The sequence below is a fragment of the Agromyces excoecariae genome, from assembly GCF_051715505.1.
In the GTDB taxonomy this organism is placed as follows: Bacteria; Actinomycetota; Actinomycetes; order Actinomycetales; family Microbacteriaceae; genus Agromyces.
In genome coordinates this window covers 20,411-40,498 of sequence record NZ_JBPSLA010000001.1, presented here as the reverse complement: position 1 = coordinate 40,498, position 20,088 = coordinate 20,411, and the positions used below count along the sequence as shown (strand labels likewise).

The window sequence follows — 20,088 nt, the reverse complement described above, 5'->3', positions numbered from 1 at the left end:
CGGCCCGCCGAGCCGGGCACACTGGGCGCATGACCCGCAACTGGACTCCGCTCGCCGTCGTCTACCTCGTCGCTGCCGTCGCCGGCCTCGTCGGCACCTGGACCTTCAACGCGATCGCCATCGCCGAGCGCCGCGACTTCGTCGGCGACCTCATCACGAGCGGGCCGGCGGTCTCGTCGATCACGACCGACCTGCTCGTGGTCGCCGTGGCGGGCGGCATCCTCATCGTCGTCGAATCCCGGCGGCTCGGCATGCGGTTCGCCTGGCTCTACCTCGTCGGCGCCGGGCTCACGGCCTTCGCCTTCACCTTCCCGCTCTGGCTCGCGATGCGCGAGCGGAGGCTCGCCGCGCTGCGCGCGGCGGACGCGGTCGACGGGACCGATGCCGCGGGCGAGTCCTGAGCCCGGCTCGCCTCCCCGTGACGCGTCGCCCCGGCCACCGCGTGCGTACGGGTGCTCATCCCGCCGCTCCGGATGCGACCGCGGCGTCGGCCACGAGCGCCTCGACGTCGGCGCGCACGCGGGCGCGCAGGTCGGTGCCGACGAGCGAGGGACGAAGGCCGGTCGGTGCCTGGATCCATGCCGCCACGGCCCCCGTCACGCGGACGAGGAGCTCGGCGGGCGGGCCCTCGATCGTGAGCCGGCCGGAGGCCTGCGCGTCGCGGACCGCGTCGAGCTTCTCGCCGTAGAGCTCGAGTTCGCGCGCGGTGGCCTCGTGCGCCTCGAGGGTGCGTCGCGCCTGGAACCGCACGACCTCGGGGTGGGCCAGCGCGTAGTCGAAGAGGGCGACGGCGTACCCGGGCAGATCGTCGGGCGTGAAGGGGACCTCGGCGTGCACGCGCTCGATGACCTCGTCGGCGACCGCGTCGTACAGGCCCTCCTTGCTGCCGAAGTACGCGTAGATCATGCGCTGGTTCGCCGCGGCGGCATCGGCGATGCCGGCGATGCGCGCGCCGGCGAAGCCGCCCTCGGCGAACTCCGCCAGCGCGGCGTCGAGGATGCGGCGGCGGGTCTGCGCGGCGTCCCTGGCCATGGGTCCCCCTTCACGGCTGCGGTCCCGGGCACGGGGTCCGGTCAGTCGTTCCCTGAAAGTAAGTAAGTACTTGTTGACATCCTAGCCGACGCGTGCCTATTGTGAGTAAGCAACCAGTTACTTACATGGAGGGTCCATCATGGCCAAGACCGCACTCGTCACCGGCGCCTCGTCGGGCATGGGCCGCGAGATCGCGCTGCGGCTCGCCGCCGACGGCTACACGGTGTACGGCGCCGCGCGCCGCGTCGAGCGCATGCGCGACCTGGAGGAGTCGGGCGTGCGCGTCATCGGCCTGGATGTCACGGTCGACGAGCAGGTCGTCGCCGCCGTCGACCGCATCGTCGCCGAGACGGGCAGGATCGACGTGCTCGTGAACAACGCCGGCTTCGGCCTCTACGGCGCGGTCGAGGACACCTCGATGGAGGACGTCCGCTACCAGTTCGACGTCAACTTCTTCGGCGTCGCGCGCCTCACCCAACTCGTGCTCCCGCACATGCGGGCGCAGGAGTCGGGCCGGATCGTCAACATCTCCTCGGTCGGCGGTGAGATCTACACGCCGCTCGGCGCCTACTACCACGCCACCAAGCACGCGCTGGAGGCGTGGTCCGACGCGCTCCGCTACGAGGTCGCGCAGTTCGGCATCGACGTCGTCATCGTCCAGCCGGGCCTCATCGACACGGAATGGTCCGCCATCATGTCGGCGCCCGTGCTCGAGCGCAGCGGGAACGGCGCCTACGCGCCGCTCGCCCATGCGGTCGTCTCGCGGAGCGGCGGACAGTACGGCGGCTCCTCGCCGAGCGTGATCGCCGACACCGTCGCGAGGGCCGTGGCCGCCCGACGTCCGCGCACGCGCTACGCAGCCGGCCGACTGGCCAAGCCGCTCATCGCGGCCCGGCGCGTGCTCACCGACCGCGGGTTCGACCGGCTGCTGGCGGCCGCCGCGCGCTGATGCGGCAGGGGGCTAGCGTTGGTCGCATGACCGACGCCGATTCCGCCACCGCGCCCGCCGCCCCCTGGGACGCCGGGATCTGGACCCGAGAGCCCGTCGCCGTCACCGCGGACGACGACGGACTCGTCGTCGAGGCCGCGGAGGGCAGCGACTTCTGGCGAACCACGCAATACGGATTCGTCCACGACGACGGCCATGCGCTCCTCGCTCCGTGGCCGGCGGATGTCGCGGTGGAGGTCGCCGTCGACACGTCGACGCTCAACGGGCTCTACGACCAGGCCGGGGTCTTCCTCCACGGCGGCGACGAGCTCTGGGTGAAGGCCGGGCTCGAGGTGAACGACGGCGTGCTCCACGTCGGGGCGGTCGTGACGAACCGCGTGTCCGACTGGTCGCTCGCGCCCGTCCCCGAATGGGCGGGCGAGGTCGTCACCGTGCGGGCGAGTCGTTCGGGCGTCGACGGCGACGCGGTCACGCTGCGGGCGCGCGCGGGCGACGGGCCGTGGCGCACCATCCGGGTCGCGCCGTTCGATGCCGATGCCGCGACGGCCGGTCCGATGGTCTGCGCACCGACCCGGGCCGGGCTCGCCGTGCGCTTCACGGGTTGGGCGCTGGTGCCCGCCGACGTCGACCTGCACGAGGACCCGCCGACGCCCTGACCGGCCGACCCCGCCGCCGGAGGCCGCACCGCTGGGGGCGGTCTCGCCATCGAACGGGACCACGGTCCCATGGCGCGGCGTCGGAGGGACCTACGCTGGCCGCGCATGGACGAGCCGCGCGTCACGGAGCCGGCGGCGTCGGGGCTGACCAGCGCGGATGCCGCGGCCCGGCGCGCCCGCGACGGCGCGAACGCGCTCCCCGGCGCGAAGCGCCCGTCCGTCCTCCGCCGCCTCGTCGGCGAGCTCACGCACTTCTTCGCCCTGCTCCTGTGGGGCGCCGCGGTGCTCGCCTTCCTCGCCGGCCTGCCCGAGCTCGCGATCGCGATCATCGCGGTGATCGTGGTGAACGCGATCTTCGCCGTCGTGCAGCAGGCGCGAGCCGACCGCGCCGCCGATCGGCTCCAGGAGATGCTCCCCGCCCGCGTCACGGTCCGCCGCGACGGCCGCCGGCGGCAGGTCGACGCGGTCGACGTGGTGGAGGGCGACCTGCTGCTCGTCGAGAGCGGCGATCGCGTGCCCGCCGACGCCGAGGTGGTCGAGGCGAACCGCCTGCTCGTCGACACGTCGATGCTGACCGGCGAGAGCGTCGCGGCGGGCGTGGACCTCGGCGGCACGCTCTTCGCGGGCACCTTCGTCGTGGAGGGCGACGCGCAGGCCGTCGTGACCGCGACCGGAGCGCGGACCCGCCTCGCCGGCATCGCCCGGATGACCACCACGGCGACCCCTGACACGCCGCTGACGCGGGGGCTCCGCGGGGTCGTTCGCCTGACCGCGTCGATCGCGATCGGCGCCGGCCTGCTCTTCCTCCTCATCTCGATGCTCGTCGGCAATCCGCTGCAGGACGCCTTCATCTTCGCGATCGGGGTCACCGTCGCGCTCGTCCCCGAGGCGCTGCTGCCGACCGTCACGCTCTCGCTCGCGCTCGGTTCCGAGCGGATGGCGCGGCGCTCGATCCTGGTCCGGAACCTCGAGGCGGTCGAGACGCTCGGGTCGACGACCTTCATCTGCACCGACAAGACGGGCACGCTGACGCGCAACGAGATGACGGTCGTGCAGGCGTGGACGCCGGAGGGCGGGCTCGCCGTCGACGGCGGCGGGTACGGACCGGACGCCGACCTCCACTGGGACGCGGCCGACGCGGAGCCCGCGATCCGCGGACTCGCCCTCGCCGCAGTGCGGTGCTCGACCGGGTACGCCGAGGAGGTCGGGGGCGCGTGGCACCCGCACGGCGACCCGATGGAGGCCGCCTTCGATGCGCTCGCCCGTCGACTCGGGATCGACACCGATGCGGACCGTCGCGCGATGCCGCCCGAGTCGCGGTTCCCGTTCGACTCGCAGCTGCGCCGGATGGCGGTCGTGCTCGCCGACGAGGTCCTGGTCAAGGGTGCGCCCGACACCGTCCTGCCGCGGTGTGCGGAGGTCTCGGGCGCTGCGTCGGGCACGATGCCGGGCGACGCGGTCGGCGGTGGGGCGGACCCGGCCGCGGACCTCGCGGCGGCGGCATCCGTCGTCGACGACCTCACCGGGCGCGGGCTGCGGGTCATCGCGGTCGCCGCCGCATCCCGTGCCGGCCGGACGCCGTCGACGCAGCTCGAGGCCGAGCAGGGGCTGCGACTCCTCGGCCTGCTGGCCCTGCAGGACCCGCCTCGCGAGGGCATCGCGGACTCGCTTCGCGCGTGCCGGCAGGCGGGGGTCCGCGTCGCGATGATCACCGGCGACCACCCGGCCACCGCCCGCGCGATCGCCGACGAGGTCGGACTGCGCGGGCCCGAGGCCCCGGTCCTCTCGGGCGAGGACCTGCCCGCCGACGACCAGCATCTCGGCGCCGTGCTCGATCACGACGGCGTCGTGGTCGCCCGGGTCTCGCCCGAGGACAAGCTGCGCATCGCCCGCGCCCTGCGAGCCCGCGGGCACGTGGTCGCTATGACCGGCGACGGCGTGAACGACGCGCCGGCCCTGCACGAGGCCGACATCGGCGTGGCGATGGGCCGGGGAGGCACGGACGTCGCGCGCGAGGCCGCCGACCTCGTGCTGCTCGACGACTCGTTCGCCGGCATCGTCGCGGGCATCGAGCAGGGTCGCGCGACCTACGTGAACATCCGACGGTTCCTGACCTACCACCTCACCGACAACGTCGCCGAGCTGACGCCGTTCGTCGTGTGGGCGCTCTCGGGCGGCCAGTTCCCGCTCGCGCTCGGCGTGCTCCAGATCATCGCGCTCGACCTCGGCACCGACACCCTGTCGGCGGTCGCGCTCGGCGCCGAGAAGCCCGCGAAGCACCTGCTCGAGGGCGCGCCCGTGGGCGGCCGGCTCATGAACGCCACCGTGCTGCGCCGGGCCTTCGGCGTCCTCGGCCCGCTCGAGGCGCTGCTCACCATGACCGCGTTCGTGGTGTCGCTCGTCGCGCTCGGTTGGCGCCCGGGCGAGGCGTTCCCGACCGGCGCGGACCTGATGGCGGCCTCGGGCGCGGCGTTCATGACGGTCGTGCTCGCCCAGACCGCGAACGCCTTCGCGTGCCGGTCGTCGACGAAGTGGCCCGGGGCGCTCGGATGGTTCAGCAACCGCCTGCTCGTCGTCGGCGTGCTCGTCGAGCTGGCGTTCTCGCTCGTGGTGCTGCTCGAGCCCACGGTCGCCGGGATCCTCGGGCAGGCGGCGCCGCCGCTCGCCGGCTGGGCGGTCGCGCTCGCCTCGATGCCGATCCTCATCGCCGTGGACGCCGCGGACAAGCGCCTGCGCGCCCGGCACGTGCATCCGCATGCGGCCGCCGGCACCGGCGGCACGCCGCCGTCGAGCCGTGGCGCCGCGACCGCTACGGCGTGATGTGGTGGCTGGGCCGGAACACGTCGGCGGGGTCGATCTCGCGCTTGATGGCGCGCAGGCGCGCGAGGGTGGCCGCCGGGTAGATCTCGGTCACGATGTCGTCGCCGAACTCCGGCGTGAAGTTCGAGTATCGGCCGTTCGTGAACCTCATCGCCGCGTCGACGCCGTCGTGGGCGGTCGCGAACACCTCGGGCGGCGCATCGGCGGGGACGATCCGGTTCACGGCGAGCAGCGCCTCGCCGTCGCGCTGCGTCACCGCGGTGGCATCGGCCGCGACACGGCCGAACGCGCCCCCGAGCCCGCGCAGCAGGAGCATCGTCGGCAGCTCGTGGTCGAGCGTGGCCACGATGGCGTCGAGCGCGGCGTCGGAGAGGTCGGGCACGAAGCCGTTGCCGCCGACCATCTCGAACGGCGGTGCGCCGGGCGGGCCGTCCTCCAGGAGGTCGGGGTAGCCGACCGGCGCGAGCGAGACCTCGGTGACCGAGGGGAGTGAGAGCAGGGGCTCGAGGAGACGCCGCAGCCCATCCTCGGAGCCCTGCAGGGCGACCAGGAGCTGCGGACCCGCGGGCATCTCGGGCATGAGCTGCGGCATCACGAGGAGCGTCGAGTTCAATTCGTCGGGCCCGTCGCGCATGACGTCGCGCCACGCCCCGAGCACCGCCCGCTGGTCGGACTGGTCGAACATGACGTGTCCACCGACGAGACCGTCGACCGGAGCCGCCTGGAAGGTGAAGCGCGTGGCGATGCCGAAGTTGCCGCCGCCGCCGCGCACCGCCCAGAACAGGTCGGGATGCGACTCTACGTGGAGGGTGATCACGTCGCCCGCCGCGGTGACGAACTCGACCTCGCGCATGATGTCGACGGTGAGCCCGTGCGCGCGGACCAGCCAGCCGATGCCGCCGCCGAGCGCCAGCCCGCCGACGCCGACGTCGCGGGTGTCGCCCGAGGTGACGCCCAGGCCGTGCGGGGCGAGGGTCGCGGCGACGTCGCCCCACTGGGCGCCGGCGCCGACGTGGACGAGCCCGCCCTCGGCGAGCTCGATCGCCGCGAGCCCGGAGAGGTCGATGACCAGGCCGCCCGTGGCGGGATCGGAACCGTGCCCGCCCGAGCGGACCGTGATGGGGACGCCCGCGGCGACGGCGGAGCGGACGGCCTCGGCGACCTCTGCGGCGGAGATCGGGCGCACGACCGCGTCGGGCGTGCCCTGGCCGGCGAAGACGTGGGCGCCGGCCTCGTACTCGGGGGTGCCGGGCACGTGCACGCGCTGCGGCATCCGCTCACTCAGTTCGGTGACGAACGACATGACGGTCAGTCTGGGTCGCGCCGCCGACATCCGCGACCCCAGTTCAGGCGCCGCGCCGTCGAGATCCTGCCGAAGTCGGCGCGAGCGGATGCCGCGACTACTCGCCGCTCGGGTGCGCCCCGGCCGCGTCGATGATCCACGCGTTCGCGAACGCGCGCTCGCGCCAGGCCGCGTACCGCCCCGAGACGCCGCCGTGCCCGGCCGCCATCTCGACCTTCAGCAGCGGATCGGCGCCGACTTCCCGAAGGCGAGCCACCCACTTCGCCGGCTCGACGTAGAGCACGCGCGTGTCGTTCAGCGAGGTGATCGCGAGGATCCGCGGGTAGCCGACGGCGTGCACGTTCTCGACCGGCGCGTACGACTTCATGTAGGCGTACACCTCGGGGTCGTCGAGCGGGTTGCCCCACTCGTCCCACTCGATGACCGTGAGCGGCAGCGACGGGTCGAGGATCGAGGTCAGCGGGTCGACGAAGGGCACCTCGGCCACGATGCCGGCGAACAGGCGCGGCGCGAGGTTCGCGACCGCGCCCATCAGGAGCCCGCCGGCCGATCCGCCCTGCGCGACGAGGTGATCGGGCGTCGTGACGTCGCGGTCGATGAGGTGCTCGGCCGCGGCGATGAAGTCGGTGAACGTGTGCTTCTTGTGCAGCTTCTTGCCGTGCTCGTACCAGAGCCGGCCCATCTCGCCGCCGCCGCGCACGTGCGCGATCGCGAACACCATGCCGCGGTCCAGGAGCGAGAGCCGGGGGATCCCGAAGCCCGGGTCGATCGCATGCTCGTACGAACCGTAGCCGTAGAGCAGCGTCGGTGCGGGCTCGCCGAGGGTGACCAGGTCGTGCCGGTAGACGAGCGATATCGGCACCTGCGTGCCATCCGGTGCGGTCGCCCATTCGCGCTTCTGCGCGTACCGCTCGGGGTGGTAGTCGCCGAGCACCGGCTGCTGCTTGCGAACCTTCCGGGCGCCGGATGCCACGTCGACGTCGATCACCATCGACGGCGTGACGAAGCTGCCGTAGCCGATCCGCAGCGACGGCTGCGCCCAGTCGGGGTTCGCGCCGACGCCCGTCGAGAAGAGCTCCTCGTCGAAGGCGAGCTCGTGCAGGGTGTCGTCCACGGTCGCGTCGGCGGGGATCCCCTGCGGCGGGACCTTCGCGATCGCGACGCGGGGCAGGCCGTCGCGCCGGTACTCGAGCGCCACGAAGTCGCGGAACCCGTGCGCGGCCTCGATGCGCATTCGCGGATCGTGGGGGAGCAGCATCCGCCGGTCGCCCTGCGGGTCGTCGGCCGACACGCTCACGAGCTCGAAGTTCACCGCGTCGCCCTCGTTGTGGATGATCAGCAGGCGGTCGCGGCCGCCCGCGACGACGTGCTCGATGTCGTACTCGACGCCGTCGCGACGGGGCCAGACCACGCGGAACTCCCCGGTCGGGTCGTCGGCGTCGAGCAGCCACGTCTCGCTCGTGACGTGCGATCCGGCCTCGAGCACGAGGTAGCGCCGGCTTCGCGTGAGGCCGACGCCGAGCCAGAAGCGCTCGTCGGGCTCTCGGAAGACCTGCACGTCGGCCGACGCGGGCGTGCCCACCTCGTGCCGCCAGACGGTGTCGGGCCGCCAGGCGTCGTCGACGGTCGTGTAGAAGACGTATCGGCCGCTCGGGTCGAAGAGCGCGCCGGCGGCCGTGCCGGGGATCTCGTCGTCGAACTCCCTGCCGGATCCGTCGAGCGAGCGCAGGCGGATCGTGTACCGCTCGTCGCCCTCGACGTCGACGCCGAAGAGCAGCGTCGCGCCGTCGCCGGTGACGTCGAAGCTGCCGAGTGAGAAGAACTCGTGGCCATCGGCCTCGACGTTGTCGTCGAGGAGCACCTGCTCGCCGGGCAGCGGCGAGCCGTCCTCCGGGATCGCGGGCGGCTCCCAGTCGTCGGCCGCGCTCGCCGCGACGCGGCAGTGGATGCCGTACTGCAGTCCCTCGACCGTGCGCGAGTAGTACCACCAGTCGCCCTCGCGCGTCGGCACGCTGAGGTCGGTCTCCTTGGTGCGGCCCTTGATCTCCTCGAACACCTGCTCCTGCAGGAGCGACAGGTGGCGCGTCTTCGCCTTCGTGTAGGCGTTCTCCTCCTCGAGGTGGGCGATGACCGCCGGGTCGTCCTTGTCGCGCAACCACTCGTAGTGGTCGATCACCACGTCGCCGTGGTGGGTGCGTTCGGTCGGTCGCTTCTCGGTCACCGGAGGAGTCAGCACGGGGTCAACGCTACGCCGACCGGCCGCGCCGCGGCATCCGTCGTCGGCACGCGGAGCATGACGTCCGTCTTGGCGGAGCGGCGAAGTGAGGTTAGCCTAAGCTCACACCCACTGACCGCCAACCAGAGGACCGCCGTGCTCGCCACCTACCTGATCGGAATCCGCGAAGGCCTCGAGGCCGGACTCATCGTCGGCATCCTCGTCGCGTACCTCGGCAAGCTCGGCCGCCGCGACCTCCTCGGCCGCACGTGGGTCGGGGTCGGCGTCGCGGTCGCCGTGGCGCTGGCGGTCGGCGCGGTACTCACCTGGGGCCCCTACGCCCTCACGTTCGAGGCGCAGGAGATCCTCGGCGGCGCGCTCTCGATCGTCGCGGTCGCGATGGTCACCTGGATGATCTTCTGGATGGCCACGCACGGCGCGGGCCTCTCGAAGGAGCTGCGCGGCCAGGTCGACGCCGCGATGGACCGGTCGTGGTTCGCCTTCGTCCTCATCGGGGCGCTCGCGGTCGGCCGCGAGGGCGTGGAGACGGCCCTGTTCGTGTGGGCGAACGTGGCCGGCGGCAGCGACCCCGTGCTCGGCACCCTCGGCGCCGTGCTCGGCATCCTGACCGCCGTGGGCATCTCGTGGGGCATCGCGCGCGGCCTCGTGCGCATCAACCTCTCGCGCTTCTTCACCTGGACCGGCGTCTTCCTCGTGATCGTCGCCGCCGGCGTGCTCGCCTACGGCATCGGCGACCTGCAGGAGGCCGGCGTGATCCCGGGCGGCGCGCCCGCCTACGACCTCGTCGGGCTCGTGCCCCCGGGCTCCTGGTACGGCGCGCTCCTGACCGGCATCTTCAACTTCTCGCCCGAGCCGACCTGGGCGCAGGTCGTCGGCTGGGTGCTCTACGTAGCCATCGTGCTCCCGCTCTACCTCCGCGTCATGCGGCACCGCCCGACCCCGAAGCCGGTCGGGGCGACGGATGCCGCGGCGACGGATGCCGCGCCGCCGGCCCCGCACGCCGTGCGCCCGTCCGCCCCCGCACGCGCGGTCCCGGCGTCCTGATCCGCTCCGGCCCGCCACCGCGGCCGGACCCGAACCACCACCACCACGACCAGGAGGTCGAATGCTCCCCCGCGCCCTTGCGGCATCCGCCATCACCGCCGTCGCCGCGCTCGCCCTGACCGGGTGCGTCGCCAAGGCCGACCTCGCCGAGGCGATCCCCGTCGCGATCGTCGACGACGCGTGCGCGGTCGAGACGCCGACCGCGACCGCGGGCGCCGTGACCTTCCGCCTCACCAACGACGGCAGCGACGTGAACGAGTTCGAGGTGCTCGCCGACGACAGGCTCCGCATCGTCGGCGAGAAGGAGAATGTGGCGCCGGGCCAGACCGTCGACTTCACCGCGCACCTGGAGCCCGGCACCTACTACACGGCGTGCAAGTTCCAGCAGGTCGGAGCACCCGTCGGCCTGGCGGAGTTCACGGTCACGGGCGAGGCGACCGGGGTCTCGGCGGGTCGGCAGGAGCTCGCCGACCGGGCAGTCGACGAGTACCTCGACTACGTGCGGTCGCAGGTCGCCGAACTGGTCCCCGCCGTCGAGGCGTTCGCCGAGGCGTACGCGTCGGGCGACGACGAGACCGCGCGCTCGCTCTACGCGGCCACCCGCGTGCCGTACGAGCGCATCGAGCCGACCGCGGAGGCGTTCGGCGACCTCGACCCGCGCATCGACTTCCGCGAGGTCGACGCCGTGGCCGACGGGATCGAGTGGACTGGCTTCCACCGCATCGAGAAGGACCTGTGGCCGCCGGCCGCGGGCGACCTGAACTCCGACGGCCAGGACGCGCTCGCCGACTGGGCGCCGTCGACGCCCGCGGAGCGGCAGGCGTTCGCCGACCAGCTCGTGGCGGATGTCACGGAGCTGCACGACCTCGTCACCGCCGACGACTTCACGGTGTCGCTCGACGCGATCTCGAACGGCGCGATCGCCCTGCTCGACGAGGTCGCCGCGGGCAAGATCACGGGCGAGGAGGACTGGTGGTCGGGGACCGACCTGTCGGACTTCGCCGCGAACGTCCAGGGCGCGGGCGTCGCCTTCGGCGCGGTGCGCGCGCTCGCCGAGACGACCGACGACGGCGCCGGACTGGCGGCCGAGATCGACGCGCGCTTCGACGACCTCGAGTCGGCGCTCTCGGCGTACGGCTCGCTCGACGACGGGTTCGTCGACTACGCCACGCTCACCGACGCGCAGAAGAAGCAGCTCAGCGACGCGGTCAACGCGCTCGCCGAACCGCTCTCGCAGCTGACCGCGACGGTGCTCGGCTCCTGATGGCCGGGCCGGAGGCGACCGGGGATCCCCGGCACGGAGCGGACGGGGCCGTGCCGGCCGAGCCCGCGTCGCCTGCGACGAGCGAGGGCATCAGCCGCCGCGGCCTGCTCGGCCTGTTCGGAGCGGGCGCGGCCGGTGCGGTCGTCGGGGCCGCGGGCGGGGCCGGGGGCGCGTTGGCCGCCACGGGCGCGCTGGGCGGAGCCGACGCATCCGGAACCGCCTACGACTTCCACGGCGCCCACCAGGCCGGCATCACGACGCCCGCGCAGGACCGCCTGCACTTCGCCGCCTTCGACGTGAGCGAGGGCCTGGATCGGGCGGGCCTCGTCGAACTGCTCGCCGACTGGACGAACGCGGCCGCGCGGCTCACGCAGGGCCTCGAGGTCGAGGAGGGCGGCGCGGTCGGCGGCAGCGACGTCGCGCCCCCGGCCGACACGGGCGAGGCGCTCGGCCTGCCTGCGGCCGGCCTCACGATCACGTTCGGCTTCGGCCCGACGCTGTTCACGGATGCCGCCGGGGTCGACCGCTTCGGCATCGCCGCCCGCCGTCCGCCGCGGCTCGAGGCGCTGCCGCGGTTCCAGGGCGACGCGCTGAAGGCGGAGTGGACCGGCGGCGACCTCTGCATCCAGGCGTGCGCCGACGACCCGCAGGTCGCCGTGCACGCGATCCGCAACCTCAGCCGCATCGCCTTCGGGCGCGCGAGCCTGCGCTGGTCGCAGCTCGGGTTCGGACGCACGTCGTCGACGTCCACCTCGCAGTCGACGCCGCGGAACCTCTTCGGCTTCAAGGACGGCACCGCCAACGTGAAGGCCGAGGATGCCGCCGCGCTCGACGAGCACGTCTGGGTCGACGCCGCCGATGAGCCCGCCTGGCTCGCCGGCGGGTCGTACCTGGTCGCGCGCAAGATCCGCATGGTCATCGAGAACTGGGATCGCGTGCAGCTCGGCGAGCAGGAGCAGCTCGTGGGCCGGTCCAAGGGCGAGGGCGCCCCGCTCTCGGGCGGCACCGAGTTCTCGGAGCCCGACTTCGAGGCGACCGGCGCCGCCGGCGAGCCCCTCGTGGGCGCGACCTCGCATGTCCGCCTGGCGCATGCGGCGGCGAACGGCGGTGTGCGGATGCTCCGCCGCGGCTACAACTTCGTCGACGGCAACGACGAGCTCGGCCGCCTCGACGCCGGCCTGTTCTTCCTGTCCTTCCAGCGGTCTCCCGACCAGTTCGTCACGGTCCAGCGGAGCTTGGCGGCCGACGGGCTGAACGAGTACCTGAAGCACGTCGGCTCGGCGATCTTCGCGGTGCCCGGCGGCATCCGACCCGGGGAGCACGTGGGGCAGGCGCTCTTCGACTGAGCCGCCCCCGCGCAGCGGCCGCCGCGGTATCGGCCGATGGCGCACCCGGGAGATCGGCCGCCGCGCCGGACGGCGGTCAGGCGAACGCCTCGACGGCGGCGCGCACCCGCGCGAGCGCGCCCGCGAGCTGCGAGTCGGGCGGCGACGCGTAGCCGAGCACGATCCCCGACGGGCCCTCGTCCGGCAGCGCCCAGTACTCCGAGAGGGGCGCGACGAGGATCCCGTCGTCGGCGAGGCGGGCGACGGCGCGTCCCTCGATCCCGCTCGACGGAAGCCCGACGACGGCGTGCAACCCGCCGTCGAGGCCCGAGAGCGGCGCGCCGTCGAGGCCGTCGAGCGCCTCGATGACGAGCGTGCGCCGATGGGCGTAGTCGCGGCGGGCGGCCGCGATGTGCCGCCTCACGGCGCCGGTCGCGAGCAGTTCGGTCATCGCGGCCTGCGCGATGCCCGGCACGGGGCAGGTCTCGTCGTCGCGCACGGCCGCGACCGCGGCCCGGAGCGCGGGGTTCGCGGGGAGGACGAGGTATCCGAGCCGCAGCCACGGCGTCAGCACCTTCGAGAAGCTGCCGATGAGCACCGCACGGCCCGACCCGTCGAGCGAGGCGAGCGCCGGCAGCGGCGGTCCGACGTGGCGGAACTCGCTGTCGTAGTCGTCCTCGAGCACGAGCGCCCCGGCCGCGTCGGCCCAGTCGAGCAGTGCGAGCCGCGTGGCCACCGGCAGCCGGCCGCCGAGCGGGTACTGGTGGCTCGGCGTCACGAGCACGGAGTGCGGGGCGGGGCGGATGCCGCGGAGCGCGGCGACCTCGATGCCGTCGCCGTCAACGGGGACGGCCACGGTCTCGAGCGCGCCGCGGCGTTCGAGCACGCGCCGCGCCGACGGGTAGCCGGGGTGCTCCACGGCGACGCGGGGCGTTCCGCCGACGATGCTGCGGAGCGCCGAGGCGAGGAGCGCGATCGCGTCGCTCGTCCCCGCCGTGACGACGACGTCGTCGGGCGAGCAGGTCACGCCCCTGGCGTGCCGCAGGTGCTCGGCGATCTCGGCGCGCAGGCGCGGAGCGCCGAAGTCGGGCGAGGTGTCGTCGGGCACGGCCTCGCGGGCCGCGGTGCGCCACGCCGCACGCCACGCGCGTTCGTCGAGGCGGGCCGTCGACGGTCGCCCGGGCCGCAGGTCGAGCCGCGGAGCGCCCTCCGCGAGAACGGTCGCGGCAGCTCCTGCGCGCTCCGGACCCGCATTCACCGTCGACGGGCGACGCCCGGAGTGCGGATCCGGGGTCGAGGCCGGGCCCGGGGTCGGCGCCCGGGTCGTGCCGGCGGGCGATGGGGCGGGTCCCGACGCTGACGGAGGCGTCGCGAGCGGCGCGACACGCGTCGGCGCGCCCTGGCGCACGTCGAGGTAGCCCTCGCCGGCCAGCTGGTCGTACGCGGCGACGACCGAGCTGCGGGCGACGCCGAGCTCCGCCGCGAGCGCCCGGGTCGACGGCAGCGGGTCGCCCGTCCGCAGCATCCCCGAGAGGATGCCGCGGCGCAGGCCGTCGACGAGCTGCGCGCCGAGCGGGCGGTCGTCATCGCGGTCGATGGTGAGCAGCGGTCCGTCCATGGCTTCCCTACTGGACTGCTCGGTTGTACGAGAACTGGTCTGCTCACCATACCAGCGACGCGCGCACACTGGTCGCATGACCACCACCGCTCCGAGCTCGAATGCCGGCCCCGCCGCCCCCGCCCGACGCATCCGCCGGCTGCCCGACCGGGAGACGGTCGACCGCTTCGCCCTCCACGAGCTCCTCGACGCAGAGCTCGTCGGGCACCTCGCGGTCGTCGCCGGCGGCCTGCCGGTCGTCGTCCCGATGGGCTACGCTCGCGTCGGCGAGCACCTCGTGCTGCACGGCTCGACCGGAGGCGGATTCGCGCTGCGCGCGGCATCCGCCCGCACGCCCGTCGCCTTCGCGGTGACCTCGCTCGACGGCCTCGTCTACGCGCGCTCGCTGTTCGACAGCTCGATGAACTACCGCAGCGCGACCGTCCAGGGCGTGCTCGAGCCGGTCCCCGACGACGAAGCGGATGCCGCGCTGCTCGCGCTCTCCGAGCGGCTCATGCCGGGCCGGCCCGCCGAGGTGCGCGGCACGCGCCGCAAGGAGGTCGCGGCGACGCGGGTGCTCCGACTCGCGCTCGACGACGTCGTGATGAAGCAGCGCTCGGGCGGCCCGTCGGAGGAGGCCGACGACGGGGAGGACCACCGGACCTGGGCGGGCGTGGTGCCGCTCGAACGGCGCTGGGGCGCGCCGATCGCCTCCGGGCTGACCCCTGAGGGGACGCCCGTGCCGGAATCGGTGCTCGCGCTGGCGACTCGCTCCTCGCCCCGGGCCACGCTCGACGAGGCGTCGGATCCGGCGGCCTGAGGTGCCTCAGGGCGAGTCGGCCGGAGGAGATACGCCGAACTCCCGATGAACGCCCGCCACCTCAGGGCGCACCATCGTGTCATCGCCCGGACCACGTGCCGGGCCGGGGAAGCCACAAGGAATCAACGAGAACCAGAACGGAAGGAGGTGCGTGATGTTCGCAGCGATGATCGTGCTCGGGCTCGTCACGGCGGGGGCCGTGGTCGCGTCGGTGATCCAGTTCCGCAAGGACGGCTACCACCGCATGCCCACCCTGTCGCACTGAGGTCGGATCGACCCGGACATCCGCATCCGACCGCACGGGGCCCTGAGGACCACCTCAGGGCCCCGCACCACGGAAATAGGGACATCTCCCGATGAACCGCCGGCACCTCAGGGAGGAGTCTCGGATCATCATCCAGACCAGGAGGAGACCATGGACTACTCAGCAGGATTCGTCGCACGCCAGGTGCACGAGGTGAACCTGCTCGGCGCGGAACAGCGGATCGCGCACGCGCAGGCCGCCGCCGAACGCGAGGCCGAGGCGCCCGCCACCGGGCGAGGCCGCCGCGTCCGAGCACCGCACCGTCGCTTCCACCTGCCGCAGTTCGCGCGGTGAGCGCGAGCCCGCGCGGCGGTGCGCAGGCGGCCGCCGCAGCAGACGGAACCGCACGAACCACGGCGCGGCGTCGGCCCGAGGGGGCCGGCGCCGCTGTCGTCGGTGCGTGGGACGATGGGGACGTGACCAGCTCTTCGTCGAGCCCCACGATGATCGCCCGCGACGCCGAACTCGAGTGGCTCAACAGCCTGCTCGACGGCGTGCGCGCGGGCACGCCCGCGACCGCCGTCGTCGGCGGCGAGGCCGGCATCGGCAAGTCGCGGCTGGTGTCCGAGTTCATCGCGGGCCTCGGCCCCGACGTGCGTCTGATCCTCGGCCAGTGCGTCGACCTCGGCGACGTCGCGGCACCCTACGCACCCGTGAAGGGCGCGCTCCGCCAACTCGTGGCGCAGGTCGGCGTGGAGCGCGTGCTCGAGGCCGTCGGCCCGGGCAGGGCGGCGCTCATCGCACTGCTGCCCGAGCTCGCGGCATCCGACGCGCTCACCGCCGGCGAGATCGTCGTCACGCCCGGCGGCGCCGGCAGCGGTCAGCTGCACGAAGCCGTCGCGGTGGTGCTCGAGACGCTCTCGCGGGAACTGCCGATCGTGCTCGTGATCGAGGACCTGCACTGGGCCGATGCGGCGACCCTCGCGCTGCTGCGCTTCCTGCTGCGCTCGCTCGGCTCCAGCCGTCTCCTCATGCTGCTGACCTACCGCACCGACGACGTCACCCGCGGCCACCCGCTCCGCGGGTTCCTCTCCGAGGCCGAGCGCGACCGCTGGGTCGAGCGGCGCGAACTCGCACGCTTGAACGAGACCGAGGTGCGCGCCCTGGTCGGCACCCTGATCGACGACGAGGCGCCGAGCGATCGGGTGCTCGAGGCCGTGTACCGTCGCAGCGACGGCGTGCCGTTCTTCGTGGAGGAGCTGGTCGGCATCGACGAGTGCCGCGACGAGGGGTTCGTGCCCACGACGCTGCGCGACCTGCTGCTCGCCAGGTACGAGCGCCTCTCCGACGAGGCGCAGGAACTGCTGCGCCTGCTCTCCACGGGCGGCGTTCGCGTGCCGCACGCCCTGCTCGCGGCGGTGTACCGCCGGAGCGATGAGGAGCTCGAGACCGCGGCCCGTGAAGCGGTGTACTACGGCGTGCTCGTCATCGACGGCGACGACTACGCGTTCCGGCATGCGCTCGTGCGCGAGGCGATACTGGCCGACCTGCTGCCGGGCGAACGCGCGAGGTTCCACGCCCGATACGCCGAGGCGTACGAGGCGCAGGCCGCGGCGGCAGCGGGTGGGCGCCGACTCGCGGCCGAGATCTCGTACCACTGGCTCGGCGCGCGCGATCCGGTTCGCGCGTTCCCCGCGACGATCCAGGCGATGCGCGAGGCACGCGCGGCCGTCGCCTATGCGACGTCCTCGCAACTCGGCGAACGCGCGCTCGAACTGTGGGAGACGGTGCCCGACGCCGAGCAGATCGCCGGCATGACCAAGCTCGAGCTCATGGGGCGGACCGCGTCGCAGCTGCGCCACGCCGGGGAGGGCGAACGCAGCCTCGCGATGGTCAAGCTCGCGCTCGCCGAATGCCCCCGCACCGACCCGCAGTACGCGCGACTGCTGCGCGACAAGGCGCTGTACCTCGCCAACGTCGGGCGGGGCGGCTCGATCGAGATCCTCGAGGAGGCGCTCGCCGCGATCACCGACGACGATTCCGACGACCTCCGGGCGACGATCATGACCGGGCTCGCCGGGCGCCTCATGATCGAGGCGCGCATCGACGAGGCCGTCGAGATGGCCGATGCCGCCTACGAGCTCGCGAGCACCCTCGAGTTCGACCGCTACGCGTCGGTGGCGATGAACATCAGCGCGGTCAGTCGAGCCTCGCGGGGCGAGGTCGAACGGGCACTCGCCGACATGGAGCGGGCGCGCGAGCTCGCCCACGGCGACGGCGCCGCGCTGCTGCGCTACTGGGTGAACGCGTCCGACCTCCGCCACCTGGTCGGCGACTTCCCCGAGGCGGTCCGGCTCGCCGAGGAGGGCCTCGCACGTGCCAGGGCGCAGGGCGTCGAACGCAGCTCGGGCGTGATCCTCGCCTCGAACGCGGTCGACCCGTTGTTCGCCCTGGGGGAGTGGGAGCGCGCGGACGCGCTCATCGAGCGCGCGCTGGCGCTCGATCCGCCCGGCCCGGTCCGCACCTACCTCGAGCGAGCGAAGCTCTGGGCGCTCGTCTGGCGGGGCGACGCCGAGCACGCCGCCGAGCTGTTCCGCCAGGTCCGGCCTGCGATGGTTCCGGTCATGCAGGTCGAGATGCAGACCAGGCTCGCGGTCGGGCGCGTGGCCGTCGAGATCGCCCTCGCCGTCGGCGATGTCTCGCAGGCCTGGCGCGATGGCCGGGGCGTGCTGCGCGAAGGGGTCCTGCCCCTGGCCGGCTACGCCGAACCGCTGCTCTGGGCGCTCGCGCGGGTCATCGCCGCGGTCCGTGCCGACCCGGCGCGGGTCTCCGAGCCCGAGGCCGCCGAGATCCTCGCGGCCGAGCCCGAGGTACGGGCGCTCATCGACCGGCTCTCGTTCTGGCCGACGCATCCGCTCTGGCGGGCGTTCGTCGAAGCCGAGCTCACCCCGACGGATGCCGCGTGGCGGGTCGCCGTCGAGCGTGCGACGGCCGACACCGCGCCGCGGTTCCTCCGCCCGTACGCCCTCCTGCGACTCGGCGAGGCGCTCCTCGAGGGCGGTGAACGCCAGGCGGCGCGCGATGCGCTGCAGGAGGCGTTCGACGGCGCCGTCGAGGGCGGCGTGACGGCCGTCCAGACGCGCACCGCGCGCGTCGCCATGCAGGCGGGTCTCGCGCTCGACGGCGCGACGCACCGCGACACCGAGCAGGGTGCAACCGGTGTCGCCGGAGCCGACGACCCGGCCGATGCGGTCGCCGAACTCACGGCGCGCGAGCGTCAGGTGCTCGACCTGATCGCCGAGGGCCTCAGCAACCGGCAGATCGGCGAGCGGCTCTACATCAGCGGCAAGACGGCGAGCGTGCACGTGTCGGCGATCCTCCGCAAGCTCGGCGCGTCGAGCCGCACCGAGGCGGTGTACCTCGCGCGCGCGACCCGGTGAGGCGTCCCGCGATCACGTCCGACCGGCGCGCGGAGGAGGGCCGCGCAACCGGAGCCGGGGCCCCGGAACTGCGAGCCGGCTCCCAGCGCACCGCGGTAGCGTGGGCGCACCCCGACCCGAGGAGCAGCGACGCATGACCGAGCTCGAGACGATCCCGTTCCGCACGATGTCCGGCGAGACCCGCACCCTCGGCGACTGGGCCGGGCAGGTCAGGCTCGTCGTGAACGTCGCATCCCGCTGCGGCCTCTCCCCGCAGTACGAGCAGCTCGAGAAGCTGCAGCGCACCTACGGCGACCGCGGCTTCACCGTCCTCGGGTTCCCGAGCAACCAGTTCCTCCAGGAGCTCTCGTCGAACGAGGCGATCAGCGAGTACTGCTCGACGACGTGGGGCATCACCTTCCCGATCCTCGATCGCGTGAAGGTGAACGGCCGCAACGAGGCCCCGCTCTACAGTGAGCTGAAGCAGGCGGCGGATGCCTCCGGCAAGGCCGGCCGGGTCACCTGGAACTTCGAGAAGTTCCTCGTCCTCCCCGACGGCGAGGTGCGCCGGTTCCGTCCGACGGTCGAGCCCGACGACCCGTCGATCATCACGGCGATCGAGGCGGCCCTGCCCGGCGAGGCCGGTCGCGGCGCGCGCGACGCCGGGTCCGCACGGGCTGCGGCCGACTGAGCGGAGCACTCATCGTGACCGCCGATCGCGCAGCGGCGGGGCCGCGGAGCCCCGGCGACGGGTTCGCGCCCGGCGAGCGCCTGTTCGAGCCGGAGGCGTTCGCGTTCTACGCCGCCCTCGAAGCCGACAACTCGCGCGACTGGTGGCAGGCGCACCGGGCGGACTACGAGCGATTCGTGCGGATGCCGTTGGAACGCCTCGCGACCGTCGCCGAGGCCCGCTACGGCCGTGCGAAGGTGTTCCGACCCAACCGCGACGTCCGCTTCAGCGCCGACAAGTCGCCGTACAAGCTCAACGGTGCGATGACCGCGGGCCGCGTGGGCGGCGTCTACGTCTCGATCTCGGTCGAGGGCCTGCACGCCGGCGGCGGCCTCTACGAACCCTCGCGCGACCAGTTGCAGCGCGCCCGCGAGGCTATCGCTGCCGACGGACCGGCGGCCGCCGCGCTCGACGAGATCGTGCACTCGCTCGAGGAGTCCGGGCTCGAGCTCGCCGGGCCGTTCCTCAAGACCGCTCCGCGCGGGTTCGATCGCGACCACCCGCGCATCCGCCTGCTGCGGTTGACGCACTTCGCCGGACTCGCCACCCTTCCGCCGGGCGCGACGATGGCCGACCTCGATCGCGTGTGGCTCGCGGTCGAGCCGTTGCTCGACTGGGTCGCTGCGCACGCCGAGCCCGCCGTCTGACG

Annotated in this window: 16 protein-coding genes; 12 read left to right on the top strand and 4 right to left on the bottom strand. The window is 73.6% G+C overall.

The annotated features are described in order from the left end of the window. The first annotated feature begins 29 nt into the window (after window positions 1-29). Window positions 30-401, top strand: coding sequence for a DUF2834 domain-containing protein (locus tag ACSJD1_RS00165; protein WP_438853308.1), 372 nt, complete (start codon window positions 30-32; stop codon window positions 399-401). Window positions 402-456: 55 nt separating this feature from the next. Here the strand turns inward: ACSJD1_RS00165 and ACSJD1_RS00160 are convergent, their stop codons facing one another. Then, window positions 457-1,032, bottom strand: coding sequence for a TetR family transcriptional regulator (locus ACSJD1_RS00160; RefSeq protein WP_438853307.1), 576 nt, complete (start codon window positions 1,030-1,032; stop codon window positions 457-459). A gap of 139 nt (window positions 1,033-1,171) precedes the next feature. Here ACSJD1_RS00160 and ACSJD1_RS00155 point away from each other — a divergent pair, with 139 nt between their 5' ends. The 3 genes from ACSJD1_RS00155 to ACSJD1_RS00145 all read left to right on the top strand — a co-directional run bounded on the left by ACSJD1_RS00155 (window position 1,172) and on the right by ACSJD1_RS00145 (window position 5,457). Further along, a complete protein-coding gene (locus tag ACSJD1_RS00155) occupies window positions 1,172-1,981 on the top strand; it encodes an oxidoreductase (RefSeq protein ID WP_438853306.1) in 810 nt (269 codons plus the stop codon). Between the two features lie 26 nt (window positions 1,982-2,007). Further along, on the top strand, window positions 2,008-2,637 hold the full coding sequence (locus ACSJD1_RS00150) for a DUF1349 domain-containing protein (protein WP_438853305.1): 630 nt from the start codon (window positions 2,008-2,010) through the stop codon (window positions 2,635-2,637). A gap of 105 nt (window positions 2,638-2,742) precedes the next feature. Continuing rightward, the gene (locus ACSJD1_RS00145; protein ID WP_438853304.1) at window positions 2,743-5,457 is read left to right on the top strand and encodes a cation-translocating P-type ATPase; all 2,715 of its coding nucleotides are present in this window, start codon (window positions 2,743-2,745) and stop codon (window positions 5,455-5,457) included. Here the strand turns inward: ACSJD1_RS00145 and ACSJD1_RS00140 are convergent. Together ACSJD1_RS00140 and ACSJD1_RS00135 are read right to left on the bottom strand one after the other, a co-directional pair. Continuing rightward, window positions 5,447-6,760 (bottom strand): FAD-binding oxidoreductase, encoded by a 1,314-nt coding sequence (locus ACSJD1_RS00140; protein ID WP_438853303.1) that lies wholly within the window; start codon window positions 6,758-6,760, stop codon window positions 5,447-5,449. The genes ACSJD1_RS00145 and ACSJD1_RS00140 overlap by 11 nt on opposite strands. 97 nt (window positions 6,761-6,857) lie before the next feature. Continuing rightward, window positions 6,858-8,996, bottom strand: coding sequence for a S9 family peptidase (locus ACSJD1_RS00135; protein ID WP_438853302.1), 2,139 nt, complete (start codon window positions 8,994-8,996; stop codon window positions 6,858-6,860). Between the two features lie 135 nt (window positions 8,997-9,131). On the opposite strand from ACSJD1_RS00135, the gene efeU reads away from it, so the two are divergent. The 3 genes from efeU to efeB all read left to right on the top strand — a co-directional run bounded on the left by efeU (window position 9,132) and on the right by efeB (window position 12,650). Further along, entirely contained in the window at window positions 9,132-10,040 is a 909-nt protein-coding gene (gene efeU, locus ACSJD1_RS00130) for an iron uptake transporter permease EfeU (protein WP_438853301.1), read from the top strand. 61 nt (window positions 10,041-10,101) lie between these two features. Beyond that, the gene (efeO, locus tag ACSJD1_RS00125) at window positions 10,102-11,304 is read left to right on the top strand and encodes an iron uptake system protein EfeO (RefSeq protein ID WP_438853300.1); all 1,203 of its coding nucleotides are present in this window, start codon (window positions 10,102-10,104) and stop codon (window positions 11,302-11,304) included. Next, entirely contained in the window at window positions 11,304-12,650 is a 1,347-nt protein-coding gene (gene efeB, locus ACSJD1_RS00120) for an iron uptake transporter deferrochelatase/peroxidase subunit (RefSeq protein ID WP_438853299.1), read from the top strand. The genes efeO and efeB overlap by 1 nt, the downstream gene beginning before the upstream one ends. Before the next feature lie 76 nt (window positions 12,651-12,726). On the opposite strand, the gene pdxR is transcribed toward efeB, so the two are convergent. Next, window positions 12,727-14,247, bottom strand: a complete 1,521-nt coding sequence (gene pdxR / locus ACSJD1_RS00115; protein ID WP_438853298.1) for a MocR-like pyridoxine biosynthesis transcription factor PdxR — start codon at window positions 14,245-14,247, stop codon at window positions 12,727-12,729. Between the two features lie 76 nt (window positions 14,248-14,323). On the opposite strand from pdxR, the gene ACSJD1_RS00110 reads away from it, so the two are divergent. The 5 genes from ACSJD1_RS00110 to ACSJD1_RS00090 all read left to right on the top strand — a co-directional run bounded on the left by ACSJD1_RS00110 (window position 14,324) and on the right by ACSJD1_RS00090 (window position 20,086). Then, window positions 14,324-15,046, top strand: a complete 723-nt coding sequence (locus ACSJD1_RS00110) for a pyridoxamine 5'-phosphate oxidase family protein (protein WP_438853297.1) — start codon at window positions 14,324-14,326, stop codon at window positions 15,044-15,046. A gap of 415 nt (window positions 15,047-15,461) precedes the next feature. Further along, on the top strand, window positions 15,462-15,644 hold the full coding sequence (locus ACSJD1_RS00105) for a hypothetical protein (protein ID WP_438853296.1): 183 nt from the start codon (window positions 15,462-15,464) through the stop codon (window positions 15,642-15,644). A gap of 122 nt (window positions 15,645-15,766) precedes the next feature. Continuing rightward, window positions 15,767-18,730, top strand: a complete 2,964-nt coding sequence (locus tag ACSJD1_RS00100) for a helix-turn-helix transcriptional regulator (protein WP_438853295.1) — start codon at window positions 15,767-15,769, stop codon at window positions 18,728-18,730. 133 nt (window positions 18,731-18,863) lie between these two features. Beyond that, complete coding sequence (locus ACSJD1_RS00095) at window positions 18,864-19,400, top strand: glutathione peroxidase (protein WP_438853294.1); 537 nt, start codon at window positions 18,864-18,866, stop codon at window positions 19,398-19,400. Between the two features lie 14 nt (window positions 19,401-19,414). Further along, the gene (locus tag ACSJD1_RS00090) at window positions 19,415-20,086 is read left to right on the top strand and encodes a DUF2461 domain-containing protein (protein WP_438853293.1); all 672 of its coding nucleotides are present in this window, start codon (window positions 19,415-19,417) and stop codon (window positions 20,084-20,086) included. Window positions 20,087-20,088: the final 2 nt, after the last annotated feature.